Annotated in this window: 22 protein-coding genes and 1 pseudogene; 16 read left to right on the top strand and 7 right to left on the bottom strand. The window is 65.9% G+C overall.

Annotated elements, in window-relative coordinates; translation table 11 throughout:
- Positions 1-372 precede the first annotated feature (372 nt).
- The 5 genes from VIR62_RS09680 (at position 373) to odhB (ending at position 6989) form a co-directional block, all read left to right on the top strand.
- Positions 373-552 (top strand): hypothetical protein, encoded by a 180-nt coding sequence (locus tag VIR62_RS09680; RefSeq protein WP_431870784.1) that lies wholly within the window; start codon positions 373-375, stop codon positions 550-552.
- Between the two features lie 137 nt (positions 553-689).
- Positions 690-1655: a malate dehydrogenase gene (mdh, locus tag VIR62_RS09675; RefSeq protein WP_431870782.1), complete on the top strand. Its 966-nt coding sequence runs from the start codon at positions 690-692 to the stop codon at positions 1653-1655.
- A gap of 308 nt (positions 1656-1963) precedes the next feature.
- Entirely contained in the window at positions 1964-2848 is an 885-nt protein-coding gene (gene sucD, locus VIR62_RS09670; protein WP_431870780.1) for a succinate--CoA ligase subunit alpha, read from the top strand.
- Between the two features lie 57 nt (positions 2849-2905).
- The gene (locus VIR62_RS09665; protein ID WP_431870778.1) at positions 2906-5707 is read left to right on the top strand and encodes a 2-oxoglutarate dehydrogenase E1 component; all 2802 of its coding nucleotides are present in this window, start codon (positions 2906-2908) and stop codon (positions 5705-5707) included.
- A 13-nt stretch (positions 5708-5720) separates the two neighbouring features.
- On the top strand, positions 5721-6989 hold the full coding sequence (gene odhB / locus VIR62_RS09660; RefSeq protein WP_431870776.1) for a 2-oxoglutarate dehydrogenase complex dihydrolipoyllysine-residue succinyltransferase: 1269 nt from the start codon (positions 5721-5723) through the stop codon (positions 6987-6989).
- Here odhB and VIR62_RS09655 read toward each other — a convergent pair.
- Both VIR62_RS09655 and VIR62_RS09650 read right to left on the bottom strand, forming a co-directional pair.
- Positions 6925-7932 carry a S41 family peptidase gene (locus VIR62_RS09655; RefSeq protein ID WP_431870774.1) on the bottom strand — a complete coding sequence of 336 codons (1008 nt, stop codon included), beginning with the start codon at positions 7930-7932 and terminating at the stop codon, positions 6925-6927. The two genes, odhB and VIR62_RS09655, sit on opposite strands and share 65 nt — an antisense overlap.
- The gene (locus VIR62_RS09650) at positions 7929-8390 is read right to left on the bottom strand and encodes a MarR family winged helix-turn-helix transcriptional regulator (RefSeq protein WP_431870772.1); all 462 of its coding nucleotides are present in this window, start codon (positions 8388-8390) and stop codon (positions 7929-7931) included. Before VIR62_RS09650 ends, VIR62_RS09655 begins: the two co-directional genes overlap by 4 nt.
- A gap of 106 nt (positions 8391-8496) precedes the next feature.
- Between VIR62_RS09650 and lpdA the strand changes: the two genes are divergently transcribed.
- From lpdA to VIR62_RS09635, 3 genes are all read left to right on the top strand, one after another.
- Positions 8497-9891, top strand: a complete 1395-nt coding sequence (gene lpdA / locus VIR62_RS09645) for a dihydrolipoyl dehydrogenase (protein WP_431870770.1) — start codon at positions 8497-8499, stop codon at positions 9889-9891.
- 66 nt (positions 9892-9957) lie between these two features.
- Positions 9958-10596, top strand: coding sequence for a hypothetical protein (locus VIR62_RS09640; protein ID WP_431870768.1), 639 nt, complete (start codon positions 9958-9960; stop codon positions 10594-10596).
- Positions 10597-10619: 23 nt separating this feature from the next.
- A complete protein-coding gene (locus tag VIR62_RS09635) occupies positions 10620-11243 on the top strand; it encodes a trimeric intracellular cation channel family protein (RefSeq protein ID WP_431870766.1) in 624 nt (207 codons plus the stop codon).
- Here VIR62_RS09635 and VIR62_RS09630 read toward each other — a convergent pair.
- Positions 11240-11782 (bottom strand): N-acetyltransferase family protein, encoded by a 543-nt coding sequence (locus VIR62_RS09630; RefSeq protein ID WP_431870764.1) that lies wholly within the window; start codon positions 11780-11782, stop codon positions 11240-11242. The genes VIR62_RS09635 and VIR62_RS09630 overlap by 4 nt on opposite strands.
- Positions 11782-13656: a signal peptide peptidase SppA gene (gene sppA, locus VIR62_RS09625; RefSeq protein WP_431870762.1), complete on the bottom strand. Its 1875-nt coding sequence runs from the start codon at positions 13654-13656 to the stop codon at positions 11782-11784. Before sppA ends, VIR62_RS09630 begins: the two co-directional genes overlap by 1 nt.
- Before the next feature lie 247 nt (positions 13657-13903).
- Between sppA and groES the strand changes: the two genes are divergently transcribed.
- Both groES and groL read left to right on the top strand, forming a co-directional pair.
- Complete coding sequence (gene groES / locus VIR62_RS09620; protein ID WP_431870760.1) at positions 13904-14191, top strand: co-chaperone GroES; 288 nt, start codon at positions 13904-13906, stop codon at positions 14189-14191.
- A 97-nt stretch (positions 14192-14288) separates the two neighbouring features.
- The gene (gene groL, locus VIR62_RS09615; RefSeq protein ID WP_431870758.1) at positions 14289-15932 is read left to right on the top strand and encodes a chaperonin GroEL; all 1644 of its coding nucleotides are present in this window, start codon (positions 14289-14291) and stop codon (positions 15930-15932) included.
- 76 nt (positions 15933-16008) lie between these two features.
- On the opposite strand, the gene VIR62_RS09610 is transcribed toward groL, so the two are convergent.
- The 3 genes from VIR62_RS09610 to VIR62_RS09600 form a co-directional block, all read right to left on the bottom strand.
- A complete protein-coding gene (locus tag VIR62_RS09610; RefSeq protein ID WP_431870756.1) occupies positions 16009-16245 on the bottom strand; it encodes a hypothetical protein in 237 nt (78 codons plus the stop codon).
- Positions 16246-16354: 109 nt separating this feature from the next.
- Positions 16355-16630 carry a hypothetical protein gene (locus VIR62_RS09605; protein WP_431870754.1) on the bottom strand — a complete coding sequence of 92 codons (276 nt, stop codon included), beginning with the start codon at positions 16628-16630 and terminating at the stop codon, positions 16355-16357.
- Positions 16631-16757: 127 nt separating this feature from the next.
- On the bottom strand, positions 16758-17669 hold the full coding sequence (locus tag VIR62_RS09600; RefSeq protein ID WP_431870752.1) for an MlaA family lipoprotein: 912 nt from the start codon (positions 17667-17669) through the stop codon (positions 16758-16760).
- A 128-nt stretch (positions 17670-17797) separates the two neighbouring features.
- Between VIR62_RS09600 and VIR62_RS09595 the strand changes: the two genes are divergently transcribed.
- From VIR62_RS09595 to VIR62_RS09570, 6 genes and pseudogenes are all read left to right on the top strand, one after another.
- The gene (locus tag VIR62_RS09595) at positions 17798-18754 is read left to right on the top strand and encodes an ArsR/SmtB family transcription factor (RefSeq protein ID WP_431870750.1); all 957 of its coding nucleotides are present in this window, start codon (positions 17798-17800) and stop codon (positions 18752-18754) included.
- Positions 18751-19680: a methylenetetrahydrofolate reductase gene (gene metF / locus VIR62_RS09590; protein WP_431870748.1), complete on the top strand. Its 930-nt coding sequence runs from the start codon at positions 18751-18753 to the stop codon at positions 19678-19680. Before VIR62_RS09595 ends, metF begins: the two co-directional genes overlap by 4 nt.
- Positions 19677-20723: a homocysteine S-methyltransferase family protein gene (locus tag VIR62_RS09585; protein ID WP_431870746.1), complete on the top strand. Its 1047-nt coding sequence runs from the start codon at positions 19677-19679 to the stop codon at positions 20721-20723. Before metF ends, VIR62_RS09585 begins: the two co-directional genes overlap by 4 nt.
- A gap of 40 nt (positions 20724-20763) precedes the next feature.
- Positions 20764-23370 (top strand): methionine synthase, encoded by a 2607-nt coding sequence (gene metH, locus VIR62_RS09580; protein WP_431870744.1) that lies wholly within the window; start codon positions 20764-20766, stop codon positions 23368-23370.
- 103 nt (positions 23371-23473) lie between these two features.
- Positions 23474-23824 (top strand): annotated as a pseudogene (locus VIR62_RS09575) (YciI family protein); the annotation flags it as partial.
- A 104-nt stretch (positions 23825-23928) separates the two neighbouring features.
- The gene (locus VIR62_RS09570) at positions 23929-24588 is read left to right on the top strand and encodes a dihydrofolate reductase family protein (RefSeq protein WP_431870742.1); all 660 of its coding nucleotides are present in this window, start codon (positions 23929-23931) and stop codon (positions 24586-24588) included.
- Positions 24589-24629 lie beyond the last annotated feature (41 nt).

The following is a 24629-nucleotide window of genomic DNA, read 5'->3' as shown; positions in this document are numbered from 1 at the left end:
CGGCCAGCCATCCGCCCTCGCCGGGAGCGAGGTCGCGACGTAGCGACGGATCGACTCGGCGAACAGGGCTTCGGCGACCTTGCCCACCATTTTCCGCCGAACGCGCGCGCGATCCCTGTGCCGCAAATGCAGAGACTCAGCGATCCAGCGGTCTTCCCCCTCGGCCGCCACCTCTGCCGACTCGGCAGGCTCTGGATCAGCGAATTGTCCGGCGAGGCACTGCCAAGGAAGCCGCAGTAGATTTCGGTGCGCGAGCCTTCGCCGCCCGCCCGGACCCGGGCAAGGCCGCCATCGGCCGCCACCTGGACGAGGCTGTTCGCATCGACCGGCGCGCAGGCTGCCTCGCTGAACAGGAGAAGAGGAGAGTCCAAGATGACGACTCGAGATATCGGCGCGATCGTCCACGGCCTTTGCATCGTCGCGGCCGTCATGGCCTGCTCGTCCTGGACGGTTCCGCTGTCCGAAGCCGGCATCGTGGCGATGCCGGGAAGCCCGGCCGGTCAACCATCGGCCACCCGCCCGGCTGTGCAACGAAACTATGTTCTCGCCTGACTGCGGCCAGCCGCGGCCCCGCAAATTTCCGCGCTACAGCGGTTGCCCCTCCTGCGCCTTGGGGCTAAGCGGACGCCACTATTCTCGCGGCCGTGCGCGGCCGACCCCGCTTGTAGAGAAGAAAGGCTACACTCCGCATGGCTCGGAAGAAAATCGCGCTGATCGGCGCCGGCATGATCGGCGGCACGCTGGCCCACCTCGCCGCCGTCCGCGAGATGGGCGACATCGTCCTGTTCGACATCGCCGAGGGCATTCCCGAGGGCAAGGCGCTGGACCTGGCGCAGGCCGGACCCGTCGAGGGCTATGACGTGAAGCTCAAGGGCACCAGCGACTATGCCGACATCGCCGGCGCGGATGTGTGCATCGTCACCGCCGGCATCGCCCGCAAGCCCGGCATGAGCCGCGACGATCTGCTCGGCATCAACCTCAAGGTCATGAAGTCGGTCGGCGAGGGCATCAAGCGCCACGCGCCCGACAGCTTCGTCATCTGCATCACCAACCCGCTCGACGCGATGGTCTGGGCGCTGCGCGAATTTTCCGGCCTTCCCCACGAGCGCGTGGTCGGCATGGCCGGCGTGCTCGATTCCGCGCGCTTCCGCCACTTCCTCGCCGAGGAGTTCAACGTCTCGGTCGAGGACGTCACCGCCTTCGTGCTTGGCGGCCATGGCGACACGATGGTCCCGGTCCCCGCCTACTCGACCGTCGGCGGCATCCCCATTCCCGACCTCATCAAGATGGGCTGGTCGACCCAGGAGAAGATCGATGCCATCGTCCAGCGCACCCGCTCCGGCGGTGGCGAGATCGTCGCGCTCCTGAAGACCGGCTCCGCTTATTACGCCCCCGCCACCAGCGCGATCATGATGGCCGAAAGCTATCTGAAGGACAAAAAGCGCGTCCTCCCCGCCGCCGCCCACCTCACCGGCCAGTACGGTGTCGATAACCTCTATGTCGGTGTGCCGGTGGTGATCGGCGCCAAGGGCGTCGAGCGCATCGTCGAGATCGAGCTGGACGAGACGGCCAAGCAGAATTTCCAGGTCTCGGTCGACGCGGTGAAAGAACTGCTCGTCGCCTGCAAGGGCATCGATAGTAGCCTTGATCGATGAGAGATGAATCTCGGCGCCTTAGAGCTGTTGATTTGTGCGCTCCTAATAGCCTGGATCGCGTGTGCCTTCATGTTGGCAGCATTCAGGCGAACTTGGCTGTGAGTTTTGAGTCTCGTCGTATTTGCGCCACTCGCCCTCTTCATGCTCATCGCCATAACGCGCGCCGAGCCGGAGAGCGGAGGACAGGTTTTTATAAGCCCCTTAATTGTTCCGCTCGGGCTGCTGTTATGGGGAGCCGTATTCGTGGTCTCCTTCGCAGTGTTGCTCATCAGCAAGCACATAGCCCGTCGCAAAACTAGAGAGTTGAAATGAGCATTCTCGTCAACGCGAACACTAAAGTCATTACCCAAGGCATGACCGGCGAGACCGGCACTTTCCATACGCAGCAGGCGCTCGATTACGGCACCCAGATGGTCGCCGGGGTGACGCCGGGCAAAGGCGGGCAGACGCATATCGGGCTGCCGGTGTTCAACACTGTTGCCGAGGCGGTGGAGAAGACGGGAGCGGACGCTTCCGTCATCTATGTGCCGCCGCCCTTTGCCGCCGACTCCATCCTGGAGGCGATCGATGCCGGGGTGCCGCTGATCGTCGCCATTACCGAGGGCATTCCGGTGCTCGACATGGTGCGGGTGAAGCGGGCGCTGACGGGCTCCAGGTCGCGGCTGATCGGGCCGAACTGCCCGGGCGTGCTGACACCCGATGAGTGCAAGATCGGCATCATGCCGGGCAACATCTTCTCCAAGGGCTCGGTCGGCGTCGTCAGCCGGTCGGGCACGCTCACTTATGAGGCGGTGTTCCAGACCACCAATGCGGGGTTGGGCCAGACGACGGCGGTCGGGATCGGCGGCGATCCGGTGAACGGTACCAACTTCATCGACGTGCTCGAGCTGTTCATGGCCGACGACGAGACGAAGTCGATCATCATGATTGGCGAGATCGGCGGATCGGCCGAAGAGGAAGCAGCCCAGTTCATCGCCGACGAGGCGAAGCGCGGGCGCAAGAAGCCGATGGTCGGCTTCATCGCCGGTCTGACCGCGCCTCCCGGTCGGCGCATGGGCCATGCCGGCGCGATCGTCGCCGGCGGCAAGGGCGGCGCCGAGGACAAGATCGAGGCGATGGAACGGGCTGGTATTCGCGTATCTCCGAGCCCATCTGAGCTCGGCAAGACGCTGGCCGAGCTTTTGCAGGCTTAGGCAATCGGATAAGTGAGCGCGGCCGGGGGCGGGCGCGGGCGAAGAGAGCGAGCGATCGTGGACGGTTCAGGCGAGATCGAGCGGAAGGAAGGCCCGAGCTGGGCGCGGGATAACTGGCCCTTGAGCGTGCTGGACGAGGTCAATGCCGGCCTCGATCCCACGCTGATGACGATCGAGAAGATCGCCGCCAGGGCGCGGGATAGCGCCGCCGCCGCCGGCCAATCCGAAGAGGCCATACGCCAGGCGGCCGACGATTCGATCTGCGCGATGATGCTGATCCGCACCTACCGGGTGCGGGGCCATCTCGCCGCCGACCTTGATCCCCTGGGGCTCGCCAAGCGCGATCTTCCGGACGATCTCACGCCCGAATTCCACGGCTTTACCGGCGACGCGCTCGACCGCCCCGTCTATCTGGGCGGCGCGCTGGGGCTGGAGCAGGGGACCGTGCGCGAGGTCGTGGAGATACTGCGCGCCAATTATTGCGGCCATGTCGGCCTCGAATATATGCACATCAACGACCTGGAGGAGCGCCGCTTCCTCCAGGAGCGGATGGAGGGCCGCGACGCCGCCATCCATTTCACGCCCGAGGGCAAGCAGGCTATCCTCTCCAAGGTCATCGAGGCCGAGCAGTGGGAGAAGTTCCTGGCGAAAAAGTATGTCGGGACCAAGCGCTTCGGCCTCGACGGCGGCGAATCGATGATTCCGGCGCTCGAAAGTGTCATCAAATATGGCGGCCAGTACGGCGTGAAGGAAATCGTCTTCGGCATGTCCCATCGCGGCCGCCTCAACGTTCTCGCCAACGTCCTGGGCAAGCCCTATCGCGTCATCTTCAGCGAATTCGCCGGCGGCTCGGCCAATCCGGAGGATGTCGGCGGCTCGGGCGACGTAAAATATCACCTCGGCACCTCGTCGGACCGGGAGTTCGAGGGCATCAGCGTCCATATGTCGCTGGTCGCCAACCCCAGTCACCTGGAAGCGGTCGACCCCGTCGTCCTCGGCAAGGTCCGCGCGCAGCAGACCCAGCGCGGCGACAAGGACGGCAGCGAGGTCCTGCCAGTCCTCCTTCACGGCGACGCGGCGTTCGCGGGGCAGGGCATCGTGTCGGAATGCTTCGGCTTTTCCGACCTCCCGGGCTACGACACGGGCGGCTGCCTCCATTTCATCATCAACAACCAGGTCGGCTTCACCACCAGCCCGCAATTCGGCCGCTCATCGCCTTATCCCTCCGACGTCGCCAAGGCCGTCCAGGCGCCGATCCTGCACGTCAACGGCGACGATCCCGAAGCTGTGACCTTCGCCTGCAAGCTCGCCATCGATTACCGCCACACCTTCAAGCGCGACATCGTCATCGATATGTGGTGCTACCGCCGCTTCGGCCACAATGAGGGCGACGAGCCGAGCTTCACCCAGCCGCTCATGTATGCCGAGATCAGGAAGCACCCGCCGGTCTCCGAGCTGTACGGCGCACGCCTGACCGAGGAGGGCGAGGTCGACCAGGCCTGGATCGAGGCGCACGTCGCGCAGTTCACCGAGCTGCTGGAGGGCGAGTTCGAGGCCGCCAAATCCTACTTGCCCAACAAGGCGGACTGGTTCGGGGGCCGCTGGTCGGGCCTCAGCAAGCCGGCCGGGCCGGAAACCGAGCGGCGCAACGTCGAGACCGCGATCGGCAAGGACGAGCTGCAGGCGATCGGCCGAACGTTGACGACGGTTCCCGAGGACGTCCAGATCCACAAGACGCTGGGCCGAATCCTCGACGCCAAGCGCGCCATGTTCGAGGACGGCGAAGGCTTCGACTGGGCGACGGCCGAGGCGCTCGCCTTCGGCTCCCTGCTCGCCGAAGGCTATGGCGTGCGCCTGTCGGGCCAGGACAGCGGCCGCGGCACCTTCAGCCAACGCCACTCGGTCTGGGTCGACCAGCGCGACGGCTCCCCCTATGTCCCGCTCGCCCATATCGACGGCGGGCGCTTCGAGGTGCGCGATTCGCCCTTGAGCGAATTCGGCGTGCTCGGCTTCGAATATGGCTATTCGATCGCCGACCCGAAGACCCTGGTGCTGTGGGAAGCGCAGTTCGGCGATTTCGCCAACGGAGCGCAGGTGATGATCGACCAGTTCATCGCGTCGGGCGAGGCCAAGTGGCTGCGCGCCAGCGGCCTCGTGATGCTGCTCCCCCATGGCTATGAAGGGCAGGGGCCGGAGCACAGCTCGGCGCGGCCGGAGCGCTATCTCCAGCTTTGCGCGCAGGACAATATGCAGGTCGCCAACTGCACCACGCCGGCCAATTATTTCCACCTGCTCCGCCGGCAGATGCACCGGGATTTCCGCAAGCCGCTGGTGATCATGACGCCGAAGTCGCTGCTGCGGCACAAGATGGCCGTGTCGAGCGCCGGGGACTTCACCGGCGACAGCCACTTCCGCCGCATCCTGTCCGATCCGTCGGCGCCGGCGGACAAGGACGTCAAGCGGCTCGTCCTCTGCTCGGGCAAGGTCGCCTACGACCTGATCGAAGCGCGCGACAAGGCGGGCGACAAGCACACCGCCATCGTCCGCATCGAGCAGCTCTATCCGTTCCCGTCCGATCCGCTCGTCGAGCGTCTCAGGAAGATGCCCCATCTGGAGCAGGTCGTCTGGTCGCAGGAGGAGCCGAAGAACAACGGCTACTGGACCTTCGTCGAGCCGTTCGTCGAGCATTGCATGGGCGAGGCCGGCGTGAAGGCGAAGCGGCCGGCTTATGCGGGCCGCGCGCCGTCGGCTTCGCCCGCCACCGGCCTTGCCAAGCGGCACGTCGCCGAACAGGCGGCCTTGATCGCGGAGGCGTTGGGCCATAGCAGCGAGGCCGAACCGCGGCGCAAGGCGAGCTGAAAAGAGGAAAAGAATGGCCACCGACGTAGTTGTGCCCACGCTGGGCGAGTCCATCACCGAAGCGACCCTGGGCCAGTGGCTGAAGAAGCCGGGGGACGCGGTGAAGGCCGACGAGCCCATCGCCAGCCTCGAAACCGACAAGGTCGCCGTCGAAGTGCCGTCGCCCGTGGCGGGGACGATGGGCGAGCAGGTCGTGAGCGAAGGCGATACCGTCGAGGTCGGCGCGCTCATCGCTCGCATCGAGGAAGGTGGCGCGGCACCGGCGAAGGAAAAGACCAAAGAGCCGCCGGCGAAGAAGGCGGATGCCTCGGTCAATCCCGCCGGTCCGGGCGAGACGCCCACTCCCAAGGAGGACGAAACCGCCCCTCACCCCGAGGAGCATCCGGACATGGCGCTCACCTTGTCGCCGGCGGTGCGCCGCGTGGTGCTGGAGCACGGCCTCGATCCGTCGAAGATCAAGGGCACGGGCAAGGACGGGCGGCTGACCAAGGACGACGTCCTCGCCGCGGCCAAGGCGGAGAAGGCCGAGAAGGCCGCTCCCGCCGAGGCGCCGCAACAGGCGCGGCCCGCCGTCGCGGGCGAGCGGCGCGAGGAGCGGGTGCGGATGACGCGCCTTCGCCAGACCATCGCCCGGCGTCTGAAGGAAGCGCAGAACACGGCCGCTCTCCTCACCACCTTCAACGACGTCGACATGAGCGCGGTCATGGAGGCGCGGAGCCGCTACAAGGACCTGTTCGAGAAGAAGCACGGCATCCGCCTCGGCTTCATGGGTTTCTTCGTGAAGGCCGCGTGCCTGGCGCTGAAGGATATTCCCTCGGTCAACGGCTCGATCGAGGGCGACGAGATCGTCTATCGCGACTATGTCGACGTCTCGATCGCCGTGTCGGCGCCCAACGGCCTCGTCGTGCCGGTGCTGCGCGACGCCCAGGCGCTCTCCTTCGCCGAGATCGAGAAGACGATCGCCGACTTCGGCAAGCGCGCCAAGGAAGGTACGCTCACCCTGGAGGACATGAAGGGCGGCACCTTCACCATCTCCAACGGCGGCGTCTTCGGCTCGCTCCTCTCCACCCCGATCGTCAACCCGCCCCAGTCGGCGGTGCTCGGCATGCACCGGATCGAGGAGCGGCCGGTGGTGAAGGACGGCCAGATCGTCGCCCGCCCGATGATGTATCTCGCTTTGTCCTACGATCACCGCCTGGTCGACGGCCGCGAGGCGGTCACTTTCCTAGTGCGGATGAAGGAAGCGCTGGAGGACCCGACGCGGCTGCTGATCGATCTTTGAGTGCCTTTCGCGCCAGATCGATGGCCGTGTCGAGCGCCTGACCGGCCGGGACTTCGACGTCCGGCTTGACGCCGGTGCCTTGCCAGTTCGTTCCGGTGACTGGGTTGATCGACTTGCCCTCGGGCAGGTCCACCGCGAAATGCTCGTGCACCCGTCGATATTCGAACGGATGGGCGCCGCCGCCGGTCGTCTCGCCGACGATCGTGGCGCGCCCCAGCGCTTGCAGGCTGTAGGCGACCGCTTCGGCGGCCGAAAAGGTCCTGGCCGACGTCAAGACGTAGAGCGGCTTGCTTGCCCCGAAGCGCCGTCCCGGCACCCATGAGGGCGAGGAAATGTATCGTCGCGTGTCGCTCGGCCGGTCATAGCTTCCCGTGAGCGGGCTTCCGCCTTCGAGAAGATAGCCCATCAGCAATTCCGCGGTCTCGGCGCCCCCGCCATTCTTTCGAAGGTCGATGATCAGCGCATCGCCCTGCGCCACGACGGTCATGGCGGCGGCAAACACATCGCCCGCCATTTGCGGCGGCGGGAAGACCCGGATGTCCAGCAGCATGATATTGCCGGGCAGCCGCTCGATCTTCTCGATCCCGTGGTTCAGATGGGCGCCATACCATTTTTCCATCTCGGCGGCGGTGAATCCGGCAGGATCGCCCTTAGCTATCGGCTCCTCGCTATAGCTGAGGCCGAGATGGCCGTCGCTGGAGACGCTTCGAAGCCAGCGGGTCACTTGCTCCGCGAACTGCTTCGGGTCCGTGACATCCGCCCATTTTCCGCGGGCGTTGAGAAGCGCCGCCGCGATGCGCGCGCCGTTGGCGGGATCGACATAACGCGTCTCGATGAGGCGCGCGGCATTGGTCAGAATTTCCGTCCTGCCCGCCTGGTCGAGCGGCGCCGCCGCGACGGCCCCACTCGACAGGAGGAGCATCAGCACCAGCAATCGTTTCACAAGGTATCTCCCAACTCTTTCAGGATGCGGGCGCGGAATCGCCGGCGCCGGAGCGCGGACAAGGCGGCGTCCAGAATCGCTTCCAGGCCGAGGGGCAGGTCTGCGTCCAGGTCCGCCGCAGCCCGATGCACTGCTGCCCACACGGGTCTCAATCGATCGGCCAGCTGTCGCCCGTCCTTCGTCAGCCGGACGGTCCGGGACCGCCGGTCCGGACCGGATTCGACTTCAAGAAGCCCCCGCCGCTTCATCTCGTTGATGGTTTGGGTGGCCGCGGGCTGTGTAACGCCGATCGCTTCGGCGATGCCGCCCACGCTCGCTTCCTTGTCTTCGAGCAAGAGACGCACGATCGGGTAGAATCGAGGGCGAAAAGGCGTGTCGAGTTCCTCGTACACAGCCTGGACATCGCCATCGAGCTCGGCGAGGAGCTGCCGCAGCTTGGTACCCAGTCCGATATTCATATAAGCACTTATATGTTTGAGGGGTCGTCTACGCAACGGGTTGTTTTAGTCGCGCCCCTCTTTATGTGTCCGGCAACCCATCAACGGCGGCATCTGCGAGGCGAGAGTGGCTGAATTCGACTATGACGTTCTGGTGATCGGCGCCGGCCCCGGCGGCTATGTCGCCGCGATCCGCGCCGCGCAACTCGGGCTCAGGACCGCCTGCGCCGATAGCCGCGAGACGCTGGGCGGAACCTGCCTCAACGTCGGCTGCATTCCGTCCAAGGCCTTGCTCCACGCCTCCGAGCTTTACGAGGAAGCCGCGCACGGCACGCTCGCCAAATGGGGCGTGAAGACGGGCAAGGTCGAGCTAGATCTCGGCGCCATGCACGACACGCGGCTGGAGGCGATAAAGGGGCTCACCGGCGGCATCGAGTTCCTGTTCAAGAAGAACAAGGTCGAGTGGCTGAAGGGCCATGCTGCCTTCACCGGCAAGAACAGCGTCGATGTCGGTGGCAAGAAGGTGACGGCGAAGAATATCGTCATCGCGACCGGTTCGTCGGTGACGCCCCTTCTCGGCGTCGAGATCGATCATGAGGCGATCGTCGATTCGACCAGCGCACTGGAGCTGAAGAAGGTGCCCGACCACATGGTCGTGATCGGCGGCGGCGTGATCGGGCTGGAATTGGGCTCGGTCTGGCGGCGGCTCGGCGCCAAGGTGACGGTCGTCGAGTTCCTCGACCAGATCCTGCCGGGCATGGACGGCGAGGTCCGCAAGGAAGCGGCCAAGATCTTCAAGAAGCAGGGTTTCGACATCAAGACCGGCACCAAGGTCACCAAGGCCGAACGCACCAAGAAGGGCGTTGTGCTCACCGTCGAACCCGCCAAGGGCGGCGAGGCGACAATGATCGAGGCAGATACCGTGCTCGTTTCCATCGGTCGGCGGCCGAACACCGAGGGGCTGGCGCTCGACAAGGCGGGCCTTGCCACCAACAAGCACGGTCAGGTCGAGATCGACCATGATTTCCAAACCAAGGTGCCCGGCATCTGGGCGATCGGCGACGTCGCGCCCGGCCCGATGCTCGCCCACAAGGCCGAGGATGAAGGTATCGCGGTCGCCGAGAATATCGCCGGCCAGACCGGCATCGTGAACCACGACGTCATTCCGAGCGTCGTCTACACCATGCCCGAGATTGCCGCGGTCGGCCTCACCGAGGAGGAGGCCAAGGAGCGGGGCGAAGTGAAGGTCGGCAAGTTCCCGATGATGGCCAACAGCCGCGCCAAGACCAACCGCGAGCCCGACGGCTTCGTGAAGGTTGTCGCCGATGCCAAGACCGATCGAGTGCTCGGCGTCCATATCGTCGCCTCGGTCGCAGGCACGATGATCGCCCAGGCCGCCCAGGCGATGGAATTCGGCGCGACATCGGAAGACATCGCCTACACTTGCCACGCCCATCCGACCCATTCGGAGGCGGTCAAGGAAGCGGCGATGGCGGTGACGGGCAAGCCGATCCACATCTGAGTCCGGCGGAACAGCGGCGTCCATTGCTCGTTGGCAGGCCGAAACGGTCTGAACGAGGCTAATGACATGAGGATTTCCGTTACCGCGGCCGGCGCGGCCCTTTTGTTCTCGGCTTGCGGGCCCAAGGCATTGACGCTCCCCGAGCAGCCGGTCGACCGCGCCGCCACCTGCGGCGTGGTCGCGGCGACCGAAGCGCGGGCAGCGACCCCCGACATCAAGCAGCCTCTGCCCTTCACCGCGCAGGGCCGCATCCTTCACTATGCCTTGCTCGCGGGCGCCGAGGGCGAGGAATTCTCCGCCGAAACCGCGACGGCGGTCAATCAGCGCATGTCCGATCTCCAGGAGGAAATCACCAGCGGCGAATGGCAGTCGCTGGTCCCCGCTTGCGCCGCCGCCTTCCCCGCGGCCGAGAAGACCGACGTGACGTTGCCGGCCGACGATTTCGAGGCGGGGCTCGCCTGCGACGAGCTCGGCGATTTCATGAGCATGGCGCTTGGCAGCCAGGAGGCGGAATATGCGAGCCAGCTCGGCGACTATCGCGGTCTGGCGCGCGAGTTCGACGCCACGCTCGGGCCAGGGCTTCGCAGCCGCACCGGCGCCGGGCTCCCCGCGCAGCAGCAGGCGCGCAGGGTAGCGCTCGCCGAAGCGGCGAAGCTCGGTCCACCGGTCACGGTGATGCGGCAGTGCGTCGAACGCTTCGGCTAGGCGGCGAGGGGGCGTAAGGGGAAATGAACGAAACCGTCGCCGCGGTCGGACCGTGGCTCGAATATCTCGATCTCGCCGGCATCGCGTTTTTCGCCTTGTCCGGCGCGCTCGTCGCGGCGGCGAAGCGGCAGACGCTCGTCACCTTCATCTTCTTCGCGGTCATCACCGGCGTTGGCGGCGGTACGGTGCGCGATCTCCTCATCGGCGCGCCGGTCTTCTGGATCGAGACCAATGTCATCCTCTTCATCTGCCTCGCCGCCGGCCTCATCGTCTGGTTCCTGCCCGATCGCGTGTGGCGGGGCAGCGCGATGCTGTGGCTCGATGCCTTCGGCCTCGCCGCCTACGCGACGTTCGGCGCGGCCAAGGGGCTGGCCTATGGCGTGGCGCCGTTGCCGGCGCTCGGCATGGGCGTGCTTACCGCCTGCCTCGGCGGCATCATCCGCGACGTGCTGAGCGGCGAGCCGTCGATCCTGATGCGACCCGAGCTCTATGTCACCGCCGCCGCCCTATCGGCCGCGCTGATGGTGGGGCTGCTCCTGATCGGCCTGCCCGGCCCGATCGCCGGCGCCATCGCCGCGCTCGCCGGCTTCGCGCTGCGTGGCGCCGCGATCCGGAAAGGCTGGTCGCTTCCGGCCTACCAGCGCTAGCGATCCCACACCGACGCGAAAGGTTTGGGTTCTTCCGGCGGCTCCCGCATCGGTGCCAGCGGCCGCTGCCAGAGGCCAACGCTCAGCCACTGGCCCAGCTTGTAGCCGACGTCCCGATAGACGCCGGCCTGCTCGAAGCCGATCGCCTCGTGCAGCCGGACGCTGGACTCATTGGGGAGCGTGATCGCCGCGATGGACTGAGTGAAGCCCTGCGCTTCGAGCGTCTCAAGCAAGGCGAAGTAGAGCGTCCGGCCGATGCCCTGCCGCCGCGCCTGGCGGTCGACATAGACGCTGGTCTCCACCGTGAAGCGGTATGCCGGGCGCGGACGGTAGGCGCTGGCGGAGGCATAGCCGAGAACCGCCCTGCTTTCGTCGGTCGCCACTAGCCAGGGATAGAGGTCTCCGCACGCCTCTATCCTCGACCGCATGGCGCTGGCATCCGGAGGATTCGTTTCAAACGAAATCGCGCTCGCCGTCACATAAGGCGCGTAGATGTCCGCTATCGCCGCTGCGTCTTCCGGCGTGGCGGGCCGAAGCATCACCCCGCGACGAGACCCGTGAGCCAGGCGCCGAGCGTCGCCTTCTCGCGGGGCGCAAGCGGCATCGCCGTTGACGGGCATTCGAGGCAGCGCGCCTGGATGGCGGAGCCGGTGAGGATCTGCCGCGCGTCATGAACGGCGCGGGCCAGCATCCATTCGGGCTTCGCGGCGAACCGGCTGAACAGGTCGCGCGGGGCGACGGCGACCTCTCCGGAGCCGGTGGCGCTGCTGAACAATCGCTCCAGGAAGGTCGGCTGCTTCTCAAGCCACACCGCTTCGGCCGTCTCCGGGTCGAGCTTGGCGCGCCGCGCCGCTTCGGCGATGGCGTCGTCCAGCGAGCCGAAGCCGTCGATCAGGCCGAGCTGCCGGGCGGTGCCGCCGTCCCAGACCCGTCCCTCGGCGATTTCGCCGACGCGCTCCACCGGCATGTCGCGGGCCTCGGCGACGAGGCCGACGAAACGGCGATAGATGCTCTCAACGCTGAGCTGGATCAGCCGGTCGACATTGTCCGAGGGACCACGCAGCAGGTCGGGCTCGCCGGTAAGCGGCGTCGTCGCGACGCCATCGACCCCCAGGCCCAGCTTTTCGAGCGTCCCTTCGAAGCTCGGCAAGATGCCGAAGACGCCGATCGAGCCGGTGATCGTCTCCGGCTCGGCGAAGATATGGTCGCCCGCCGTCGCCACCCAATAGCCGCCGCTCGCCGCCACCGACCCCATCGAGATCACGACCGGAAGGCCACGCGACTTTGCATCGAGCACCGCCTGGCGAATGCGCTCCGACGCCAGGGTCGAGCCGCCCGGCGAATCGACCCGCACCACCAGCGCCTTCAGGTCCTTTTCGCTGAGGCCCTCATGGATATTCTCGACGACCGTCTCCGCGCCGGCGGTGCCGAGCGCCGCCGGGCCGTCGACGATGTTGCCGGCGACGGTGACGACGCCGATCTTTCCGGAAGGGTCGCCGGCCGGTTTGGCGCTGACCCAGGCGTCATAGGGGATCGCCTTGTAGCTGCCGGGAAGGTCCTCCTCGTCGGCGCCGACGAGCTCCACCAGCCTCTTCTCGAAGGCGGTGCGGTCGCCGATCTTGTCGATCAGCCCGGCGGCGAGCGCGGCCCGGGCGGTGTCGCCATTGGCAGCCGCGATCCGGTCGACCGGGGCGCTCACATAGTCGGCGATCTTCGCCTGGGGTCGGGCCCGACGTACATCGTCCAGCCAGTTCTCCCAGAGGGCGGCGGCGAGCGCCTCATTGGCCTCGCGGGCTTCGGGCGACATGTCGCTGCGGATATAGGGCTCGACCGCAGCCTTGTAGTTTCCCGCCTTGTAGACGTTGGCGGTGACGCCGAGCTTGTCGAGCAGGCCCTTGTAGTAGAGAATCGATCCGCCCGGGCCGGTGATCAGCACGCCGCCCATCGGATTGAGCCAGATTTCGGAAGCATGGGCGGCGAGCTGATAGGCATCGTCGCTATAGCCGGTCGCATAGGCGATCACCGGCTTGTTCGCGCGCCGCACCATGTCGATCGCCTCGCCGACGCGGGACAGGGCCGCCTGGCCGCCGCCGACGAAGACGTCGAGGTCGAGCGCCACCGCCTTCACCCGATTGTCCTTGGCCGCCGTCTCCAGCGCGTGGACGACGTCGCGCAGCCGATATTCGCGGATCACGGACGCACCGGATATGAGCTCCAGTGGGTCGGCGTCGGCGGGCTGCTCGACGATCGAGCCGCCGATATCCAGCACCAGCGCGCCTTCATCCGCGGCTCCGGCATAGGGCGTGGCCGAGAGGATGGCATAGAGAAGGCCGAAGAAGAGCAGCATCAGGATGAGCACCAGCCCGTCCTTGACCCCGACCAACAGCCGCCAGACCTTGCCCAGAAAACGCATGCCTACTCCCGTCGCTTAGCGTGCCCAAGCCGCTAGTCCACTCACGGGAGCCTGTAAATGCATCGCTCCGGCGAGTGCCGGTTGAAAGCCACCACAAAAACTTGTCGGGGAGGCTTGACCCCTGGTGCCAGGCGCCTACATCCGCGCCATTGGCACTCGCATCGCGTGAGTGCTAACACAGGCTCAACCAGCAGCGATCGGTTCTACCGCCATGGGCGGCCGACGCCATTTTAGAGAAAGGTGACGCATGAACTTTCGTCCGCTCCATGATCGGGTGCTTGTGCGCCGCGTAGAGGCCGAGGAAAAGACGGCCGGCGGCATCATCATCCCCGATACCGCCAAGGAAAAGCCGCAGGAGGGCGAAGTGATCGCCGCGGGCACCGGCATCAAGTCGGAAGACGGCAAGGTGACGCCGCTCGACGTCAAGGCCGGCGACCGCATCCTGTTCGGCAAGTGGTCGGGCACCGAGGTCCGCGTCAATGGCGAAGACCTGCTCATCATGAAGGAATCCGACATCCTGGGGATCGTCGGCTGATTCATCGCCTGTTTCCCGGCGAAAGCCGGGGCCCAGATTTTTCTTGTTTGGCTGGACCTCGGCTTTCGCCGGGGCACAATAAAAGGAACTAAGCAACATGGCAGCGAAAGACGTACGCTTTTCGCGTGACGCCCGCGAGCGCATCCTCAAGGGCGTCGACATCCTCGCCGACGCGGTGAAGGTCACTCTCGGCCCCAAGGGCCGCAACGTCGTCCTCGACAAGAGCTATGGCGCCCCCCGCATCACCAAGGACGGCGTCACCGTCGCCAAGGAGATCGAGCTTAAGGACAAGTTCGAGAATATGGGCGCGCAGATGATCCGCGAGGTCGCGTCCAAGACCAACGACCTCGCCGGCGACGGCACTACCACCGCCACCGTGCTCGCCCAGTCGATCGTTCGTGAGGGCATGAAGTCGGTCGCGGCCGGCATGAACCCGATGGACCTGAAGCGCGGCATCGATCTCGCCGTCACCAAGGTCGTCGAGAACCTCAAGGGCCGCTCCAAGGCCGTCTCCGGTTCCAACGAGATCGCCCAGGTCGGCATCATCTCGGCCAACGGCGACACCGTCGTCGGCGAGAAGATCGCCGAGGCGATGGACAAGGTCGGCAAGGAAGGCGTGATCACGGTCGAGGAGGCCAAGGGCCTCGAGTTCGAGCTCGACGTCGTCGAAGGCATGCAGTTCGATCGCGGTTATCTTTCGCCCTACTTCATCACCAACCCGGAGAAGATGCAGGTTGAGCTTCAGGATCCCTACATCCTGATCCACGAGAAGAAGCTGTCGAACCTTCAGGCGATGCTGCCGATCCTCGAAGCCGTGGTGCAGAGCGGCCGTCCGCTCCTCATCATCGCCGAGGACATCGAGGGCGAGGCTCTGGCCACGCTCGTCGTCAACAAGCTGCGCGGCGGCCTCAAGGTCGCGGCCGTCAAGGCGCCGGGCTTCGGCGATCGCCGCAAGGCGATGCTCGAGGACATCGCGATCCTGACCAAGGGCGAGATGATCTCCGAGGATCTCGGCATTAAGCTCGAGACCGTCACGGTTGGCATGTTGGGCGAGGCCAAGCGCATCACCATCGACAAGGACAACACGACCATCGTCGACGGTGCCGGCGACGCCGATGCCATCAAGGGCCGCGTCGAGGCGATCCGCCAGCAGATCGAGAACACCACCAGCGACTATGACCGCGAGAAGCTCCAGGAGCGTCTCGCCAAGCTCGCCGGCGGCGTAGCCGTGATCAAGGTCGGCGGCGCTTCCGAGATCGAGGTGAAGGAGCGCAAGGACCGCGTCGACGACGCCCTCCACGCCACCCGCGCGGCGGTCGAGGAAGGCATCGTCCCCGGCGGCGGCGTTGCCCTTCTCTACGCCACCAAGGCCCTGGAAGGCATGAAGGGCGTCAACGACGACCAGACCCGCGGCATCGATATCGTCCGCCGCGCGCTCCAGTCGCCGCTTCGCCAGATCGCCGAGAATGCGGGCTGGGACGGCGCGGTCGTCGCCGGCAAGCTGATCGACGGCAATGACGAGACGCTGGGCTTCAACGCCCAGACCGAGGTTTACGAGAACCTCGTCCAGGCCGGCGTCATCGACCCGACCAAGGTCGTCCGCGCCGCGCTCCAGGACGCCGCCAGCGTCGCGGGCCTGCTCATCACCACCGAAGCGGCGGTGAGCGAGCTGCCCGAGGACAAGCCGGCCATGCCGATGGGCGGTGGCGGAATGGGTGGCATGGGCGGCATGGATTTCTAAGTCCGGCGCTCATCCGCACGAAGAAGGGCCGGGGAGGCGACTCCTCGGCCCTTTCCTTTGTCCGCTTGCATGGCTGCTACTGGTCGTTAGTCGCGGCCTCTTCGGTAACCGGAAGGGCGCCCGTCTCGGCGGGCTCCATTTCATTGTCGAGACCTGTCTCATCGGCGGGCGCGAGGGTCTCCGGCGCGGAGTCGAGCATCGCGGCAGCCTCGTTGAGTTGCTGCGATTCCTCCGTCGTAAGGCCTCCGGCGCCTTCCTCCTGACCGCAGGCGGCGAGCAACGCCAGCGCGGTGAGCCCGATCACGATCTTCATGTCGTCCCTTTCCAAAGATGAGGCGAAAGACTAGCCGGCCCGCGTGCAAAAGAAAGGGGCCGCGTGCCCTGCGGCGCGCGACCCCAAATCTTGTTCCGAAGGGAACCGCTTATTCGGCGGCGTTCTCTTCGACGGTCTCGGCGGCATTCTCGACTGCTTCGCCGGCGTTCTCGACAGCCTCACCGGCGTTGTCGAGCGCGGCGTCGGCCGCGTTCATCGCGTCGGTGGCGGCGGCGTTGACGTCGGTCAGGGCCTCGTCGGTCGTCGCTTCCATATCGGTCACGGCGGCGTTGGTGTCATTGGCGATTTCGTCCTGGGCCGGCTCGGAGCAGGCAGCAAGGCCGAGCGTCGCAACGGCGGCAATGGTCAAGGCAATTTTGTTCACGGGCACTTTCCCTCCCTATTGGAGCAACTGTTTACGCTGGGCGAGGCGCTGAAGGACAATCCTCCATACAAATCCAGCGGTGGCACGGATTAGTGGAGGCACAGCAGTATGTCTACTGTTTTAGTTGTTATTCTCCTCCGCTCACCGCGTCCTCCCTAAGCACATTATACGGAAGCCTGTCCAGTAAGGCCGTTTCGGGCCCGGAAGGGGTGTCCTCCTCCGGCACGGTGGCGTCCGGCTCCGGCTCCGGCTCGACGGCAGGAGGGTCGGCGGGGATCGCGTTGTCCTCAAGTGCCTCGTCGAGCAGTCGATTCTCCTCTTCGACCGAAAGCGTCGCGGCACCGGTCTCCTCATCGCGAATTTCCGCCTGGCGGCGCTGGAAATAGGCGGAGCGGGCGGTGGCGTAGGGATCGGCGCTGGTTTCGAGCACCGAATCGGCTCCGCTCTCGATCAGTCCCGACCGGGCATCGAGCACCCGCGTGCCCGTGACGACATATTCCTCGCTGGTCGACAACTCGCCGCCGAGAACGATTCGGGCGGGATCTCCAACGAGCTCCACGGCCGTCCCGACGGCATCCCGAACCGTCGAGGGGCCCAGCAGCGGCAGCACCAGATAGGGGCTGTTCCTGGCTCCGGCGACCGCCAGCGTCTGTCCGAAATCTTCGCTGGTGGGCGGCAGCCCGAGATCGGTGGCATGGTCGGCGAGGCCGCCGACGCCGATCGTCGAGTTGATGACGAAACGGCCCAACGCGTTGAACGCGCGCTTCGGCTTGCCCTGAAGGAGGTTGTTGATGAAGGAGAAGGGTTCTGACAGGTTGGCGAGCATGCCCCTGATCCCGCGCCGCGCGGGCACCGGCGTCACCGTCCGGTATACCGCCGTCGCCGGCTTGATCGCGACCGTATCTATCGCCTGGTTGAACTCCCACATGCCCCGATTGAAGCCTTCGTAGGGATCGTTCTCGGCCATCGGGCCGCCCGTGCCCGTCGTAGCGCAGCCTCCGAGCATCGCCGCCAATAGGAGAGCCAGAATCAAACGCATATTCGGCACCTTGTCGTCGGAGGGCCAGAGGGCAAGTCCGTGCCACAGCAGGCAAAGCCCCACAAGGCGTCAGCGGCGGGCATTAGCGTCTTGACCCAAATATAAAGATATCTTTATATCCTTATCTGATGTTCAACGCCCCCGAACTCTTCCGGTCGCTCGCCGATCCCACGCGTCTCCGCATCCTGGGCCTCCTGCGCGCGATGGAATTGTCGGTGGGCGAGTTGGCGCAGGTGCTGGGGCAGAGCCAGCCGCGCGTCTCCCGTCACGTGAAGATATTGATCGACGCCGGGCTCGCCGAGCGCCGCAAGGAAGGAAGCTGGGTTTTCCTCAGCCTCGGCCGGCCGGAGCGTATCGAGCCGCTGTTCGCGCTGCTCGACGAATGGGAGGAGTTGGACGGCGAGGATCCCTGGGCGGTGGCCGACAAGGCGCGGCTTGCCGCGGTCAAGGCCGATCGCGCCGCCGCAGCCGAACGCTATTTCGCCCAGCATGCCTCGGAATGGGACGAGCTTCGCTCGCTCCACATCGCCGAGAGCGAGGTCGAGGCGGCGATCGCCCGCGCTCTCGGAGACCGGCCGGTCGGCCGGCTCGTCGACATCGGCACCGGCACCGGCCGTATGATCGAGCTGTTCGGCCCCGCCGCCAACAGCGCGCTCGGCATCGACCGCTCGCCCGAGATGCTGCGCCTGGCCCGGGTCAAGCTGACCGAGGCCGGCATTCCCGCCACCGAGCTTCGCCAGGGCGACATGTATGCGCTGCCGTTACAGTCGCGGAGCGCCGATACCGTCATCATCCATCAGGTGCTGCATTATGCGCAACAGCCCGCCGCCGCCATCGCCGAGGCGACTCGGCTGCTCGTCGCCGGCGGGAGGCTGCTCGTTATCGATTTCGCGCCCCATGAGCGCGAGGAGCTGCGCACCCGCGATGCCCATGCCCGGCTCGGCTTCGCCGACGAGGCCGTTCTCAAGTGGATGGATGCGGCCGGCCTGGACGCGCATGTCGTCGAGCATCTAGAGGGCGGCGAGCTCACCGTCACCCTGTGGTCCGGCGAACGTGCCGAGGCCCGGCTGAAGGTGGTCGCGTGAACGGCCTCGCGCCCGCCCTCGATCGCGCCGGCAGGCCGCTCTTCGCCGACGTCGCGGGCGATATCGAAGTCTCGTTCGAATTCTTCCCGCCCAGGACGGAGAAGATGGAGCAGACCTTGTGGGAGTCGGTGAAGACGCTGGAGCCGCTCGCGCCGCGCTTCGTCTCTGTCACCTATGGCGCCGGCGGCTCGACCCGCGAGCGCACCCACGCCACGGTCGAACGCATCGCTCGCGAGACGTCGCTTCAGGCCGCCGCGCATCTTACCTGCGTCGAGGCGACTCGCGAGGAGATCGATGACGTCGCCCGTTCCTATTGGGCGGCCGGTATCCGCCATGTCGTGGCGCTGCGCGGCGATCCGCCGGAGCAGGGGGCGTCATTCCGGCCGCATCCGGAGGGCTACGCCAACGCGGTCGCGCTGGTGAACGGTCTGAAAGCCATCGCGCCCTTCGAGATCTCGGTCGCCGCCTATCCCGAATGTCATCCCGAATCGCGCAACAAGGCCGCCGATCTCGACAATCTGTGGCGCAAGATCGACGCCGGCGCCGACCGGGCGATCACGCAGTTCTTCTTCTCGCCCGAATGTTTCTTCCGGTTCCGCGACCAGGCGGCGGCGATGGGCATTGAGGCCGAGATCGTGCCCGGTATCCTCCCCGTCTCCAACGTCGCCCAGACGCGCAAGTTCGCCGGCCAGTGCGGCGCGGCGATCCCCGACTGGATGGACCGGCTGTTCGAGGGCCTGGACAATCTCCCCGCCGCCCGCCAGCTCGTCGCCGCCACCGTCGCCGCCGAGCTCTGCGGTCAGCTTTACGCCGGCGGCGTCCGTCATTTCCACTTCTACACCTTGAACCGGGCCGAGCTCTCCTACGCGATTTGTCATCTGCTGGGGCTGAGGCCGAAGACCAACATACAGGAACAGGCGGCATGAGTGCGCGAGAGAGGCTGATTCGGGCTGCGGCGGAGCGGATCCTCATCAAGGACGGCCCGTTCGGCACCGAGATCCAGAACCGCAAGTTGGGCGCTGCCGACTATGCCGGCACGCTCGGCCTTCAACGCGACCAGAAGGGCAATAACGACATTCTCGCGCTCGGCCGGCCGGCGGTCGTCGAGGAGATCACGCGCGCCTATCTGGAGGCGGGAGCGGATATCATCGCCACCAACACGTTCAGCGCCAACGCCATCAGCCAGGCCGATTATGGCGCCGAAAGCCTCGTCGCCGAGATCAACATCGCTTCGGCGCGTATCGCGCGCAAAGCCGCGGACGATTTCGAGGCGAAGGACGGCAAGGCCCGTTTCGTCGCCGGCGCCATCGGCCCAACCAACAAGACGCTGTCGCTGTCGCCAGACGTCAACGATCCCGGTTATCGCGAGATCGATTTCGATGGTCTGAAGGGCGTCTATCGCGAGCAATGCGACGCGCTGATCGCGGGCGGCATCGACTTCATCCTGATCGAGACGATTTTCGACACCTTGAATGCCAAGGCGGGCATCATGGCTGCGGTGGACGCCGCCAAGGCGCACGGCCGGGATATTCCGCTGATGATCTCCATGACCATCACCGACCTCGCCGGCCGCAACCTTTCCGGCCATACGGTCGAGGCCTTCTGGCACGCCGTGCGCCACGCCCGGCCGGTGACGGTCGGGCTCAACTGCTCGTTCGGCGCCCAGCAGCTCCGGCCGCACATCCAGGCGCTGGCCCATTCCGCCGACACCTTGATCATGGCCTATCCCAATGCCGGCCTTCCCAACGACCTCGGCGAATATGACGAGCTGCCGCACCAGACCGCCGGCCTCGTCGAGGAATGGGCGAAAGAGGGGCTGGTCAACATTCTCGGCGGTTGCTGCGGATCGACGCCCGCCCATATCGCGGCAATCGCGAAGGCGGTGGAGGGCCTCGCGCCGCGCAGGCTTCCCGCGGCGCCGGTCACCACCCGCCTCGCCGGCCTCGAAACCATGACCCTCGCCGCCTGATTCACCCGGGCCGCGCGCTCGCTTTCACATCCAGAGTAAAATGACCCAGCAGACCGCTTCCTTCGTCAATATCGGCGAGCGCACCAACGTTACCGGTTCGGCCCGCTTCAAGAAGCTGATCATGGCGGGCGATTATGCCGCAGCCGTCGAGGTCGCGCGCCAGCAGGTCGAGAACGGCGCCCAGATCATCGACATCAACATGGACGAGGGCCTGCTCGACTCGGAAGAGGCGATGGTCACCTTCCTGAAGCTGATCGCCGCCGAGCCCGACATCGCCCGCGTGCCCTTCATGATAGACAGCTCGAAATGGAGCGTGATCGAGGCGGGCCTCAAATGCGTGTCGGGCAAGCCGATCGTCAATTCGATCAGCATGAAGGAAGGCGAATCGGAGTTCCTCGACCACGCCCGAAAATGCCGCGACTATGGCGCCGCCGTCGTCGTGATGGCGTTCGACGAGGTCGGCCAGGCCGACACGAAGGAACGCAAGGTCGAGATTTGCGAGCGAGCCTACAAGCTGCTCGTCGCCGACGGCTTTCCGCCCGAGGACATCATCTTCGATCCCAATATCTTCGCCGTCGCCACCGGCATCGATGAGCATCGCCGTTATGCGCTCGATTTCATCGAGGCCATCCAGGAGATACGCGCACGCTGTCCGCACGTCCATATTTCGGGCGGGCTCTCCAACCTCAGTTTCTCGTTCCGCGGCAACGAGCCGGTGCGCCGCGCCATGCATTCGGTCTTCCTCTTCCACGCCATCCCCGCCGGGCTCGACATGGCGATCGTCAATGCCGGCCAACTGGACGTCTACGACACGATCGATCCGGAGCTGCGTGACGCATGCGAGGACGTCATCCTCGACCGCCGGGACGATGCGACCGAGCGGCTGGTCGCGCTCGCCGAGAAATATCGCGGCACCGACGCCGCGCAGGAGAAGGCGGCGGCGGAATGGCGCGGCTGGGCGGTCGAGAAGCGGCTGGAGCACGCGCTGGTGAAAGGCATCGACGCCCATGTCGTCGAAGACACCGAGGAATGCCGCCTCCGGGCCAAGCGCCCGATCGACGTCATCGAAGGGCCGCTGATGGACGGCATGAACGTGGTCGGCGACCCGTTCGGCTCCGGCAAGATGTTCCTGCCGCAGGTGGTGAAATCCGCCCGCGTGATGAAGAAGGCGGTCGCCCACCTCTTCCCCTATATCGAGGCCGAGAAGGACGAGAAGGCCAAGGGCAAGGGCCGGATCGTGATGGCCACCGTTAAGGGCGACGTCCACGATATCGGCAAGAACATCGTCGGCGTGGTCCTGCAGTGCAACGGCTTCGAGGTGATCGACCTCGGCGTGATGGTGCCGTGGCAAACGATCCTCGACACGGCCAACGACAACCAGGCCGACATGATCGGCCTCTCCGGCCTCATCACCCCTTCGCTCGACGAGATGGTGACGGTCGCCTCGGAAATGCAGCGCACCGGGATGAGCCTGCCGCTCCTCATTGGCGGCGCCACGACCAGCAAGGTCCACACCGCGATTCGCATCGCCCCGGCTTATGAAGGGCCGGTGATCCACGTCCTCGACGCCAGCCGGGCCGTCGGCGTCGCCTCCGCGCTCGTCTCCGACAACCAGCGCGACGGCCTGGTCGCCCGCACCGCCGAGGATTATGAGGCGGTCCGCATTGCCCGCGCCAGCAAGGGGCAGAATGAGCTTTCCAGCCTCCAGGAAGCCCGCGCCAATGCCTTCCCGTTCGACCCTGAGGGTGTCGCCCCGGCGCCGAAGCAGCCGGGCATCCACCGCTTCGACGACTGGTCTCTCGACGATCTGCGCGAGACGATCGACTGGACCCCCTTCTTCCGCGCCTGGGAGTTGGCCGGCACCTATCCCACGATCCTCGACGACAAGGTCGTGGGCGAAAGCGCGCGTGGCCTGTTCAAGGACGCCCAGGCGATGCTCGACAAGCTCATCGCCGAGAAATGGCTGGTGGCGCGGGGCGTCGCCGGCCTGTGGCGATGCCGCCGCGAGGAAGACGATGTGCTCGTCACCGCCCGCAACGAGGAAACGAAGCTCGCCTTCCTCCGCCAGCAGATCAAAAAGCGCGAGGGGCGGGCCAATATGTGCCTCGCCGATTTCATTGCGCCGGAGGGTGAGGACTGGATCGGCGGCTTCGCGGTCGCGATCCACGGTATCGATCCGCACCTCGCACGCTTCAAGGCGGATATGGACGATTATTCCGACATCCTCCTGAAGGCGCTCGCCGACCGCCTCGCCGAAGCCTTCGCCGAGCGCCTCCACCAGCATGTCCGCATCACCTTGTGGGGCTACGCCGCGGACGAGAAGCTTTCCAACGAGGATCTGATCCGGGAACGCTATACCGGCATCCGTCCGGCGCCGGGTTATCCAGCCTGCCCCGATCACAGCCTGAAGCCGATCCTGTTCGATATGCTTGGCGGCAATGGCGACGAAGGCCCGGCCGGCATCACGCTCAGCAGCGGCCTCGCCATGGTGCCGACCTCGGCCGTCTCGGGCTTCTATTTCGGTCACCGCGACAGCCAGTATTTCGGAGTCGCCCGCATCGGCCGCGACCAGCTTGAGGACTATGCCGACCGCCGCGGGATCGGTCTCGAGGAAGCGGAGCGTTGGCTTCGTCCTAATCTGGACTGACGCCGACCCGAAAAAATTTCATCTCGTCTGTCGATTTCGTCGAACCTCGTTCGACGTCGCTATAGGAGCCCCAATTCCGGCGCTCTTTGGAAGGAGACGAGAGATGAAAGTCATGGTGTTCGTGAAGGCGACCGAGGACAGCGAAGCCGGCCGGATGCCGGGCGAGGAGCTGATGACCGCGATGATGCGCTACAATGAGGAGCTGGTGAAGGCGGGCGTCATGCTCGCCGGCGACGGCCTGAAGCCGAGCAGCCAGGGCGCGCGCGTCCAGTTCAACGGCAAGGACCGCACCGTGGTCGACGGCCCGTTCGCCGAGACCAAGGAGCTCGTCGCCGGCTACTGGATCTGGCAGGTGAAGTCGCTCGACGAAGCGATCGAATGGGTGAAGCGCTGCCCGAACCCGATGTTCGGCCCCAGCGAGATCGAGATCCGCCCGCTCTACGGCATGGAGGATTTCGAGGAGATCACCACCGACGAGACGCGCGAGCGTGAGGCACGTATCCGCCAACAGCTCGAAGGCCAGCAATAAGACCCGCGCCATCCGGAAAGGAATTCGATATGCGTAATTTGATCGCGGGTGCGTTCGTCAGCCTCGACGGCGTCATGCAGGCGCCGGGCGGGCCGGAGGAGGACCCCACCGGCGGCTTCGACCTCGGCGGCTGGACGACGACCTATTGGGACGACGTGATGGATGAGGCCGCTGGCGAGATTTACGGCCGGCCGTTCGACCTGCTGCTCGGACGCAAGACCTATGAGATCTTCGCCGCCCACTGGCCCTATTCGGACGAGCAGCCGATCGCCGACCAGCTGAACGGGGCGAGGAAATATGTCGCGACACGCGGCTCCGAGCCGCTCACCTGGGCGAATTCAGTGGCGATCCACGACGCCGCGAAGGACGTCGCGCGGCTGAAGCGGGAGGACGGGCCGGACCTGATGACGCAGGGGAGCAGCGATCTCCTGCGGACCTTGTTCGCGCACGATCTGGTCGATCAGCTCAACCTGCTGATCTTCCCGGTGGTGCTCGGCAAGGGCAAGCGGTTGTTCGAATCCGGCGCCGCGCCGGGCGCGTTCACGCTCAGCGAGAGCAAGGTCGCGACTACCGGCGTCATCATCGCGGCCTATCGCCGCGCGGGCGAGGTCCCGACCGGATCGTTCGCGCTCGACGAGCCGACCGAGGCCGAGCTCAAGCGGCGGGAAAAGTTGCAGGCCGAAGCCTGATCGGCTTGCCGGAAGCACCCGGCGGTGGTTAGTCGGTGGTC

The sequence above is a fragment of the Allosphingosinicella sp. genome (assembly GCF_036570505.1).
Taxonomy (GTDB): domain Bacteria; phylum Pseudomonadota; class Alphaproteobacteria; order Sphingomonadales; family Sphingomonadaceae; genus Allosphingosinicella.
This window is presented reverse-complemented; position numbering and strand designations above follow the sequence as displayed.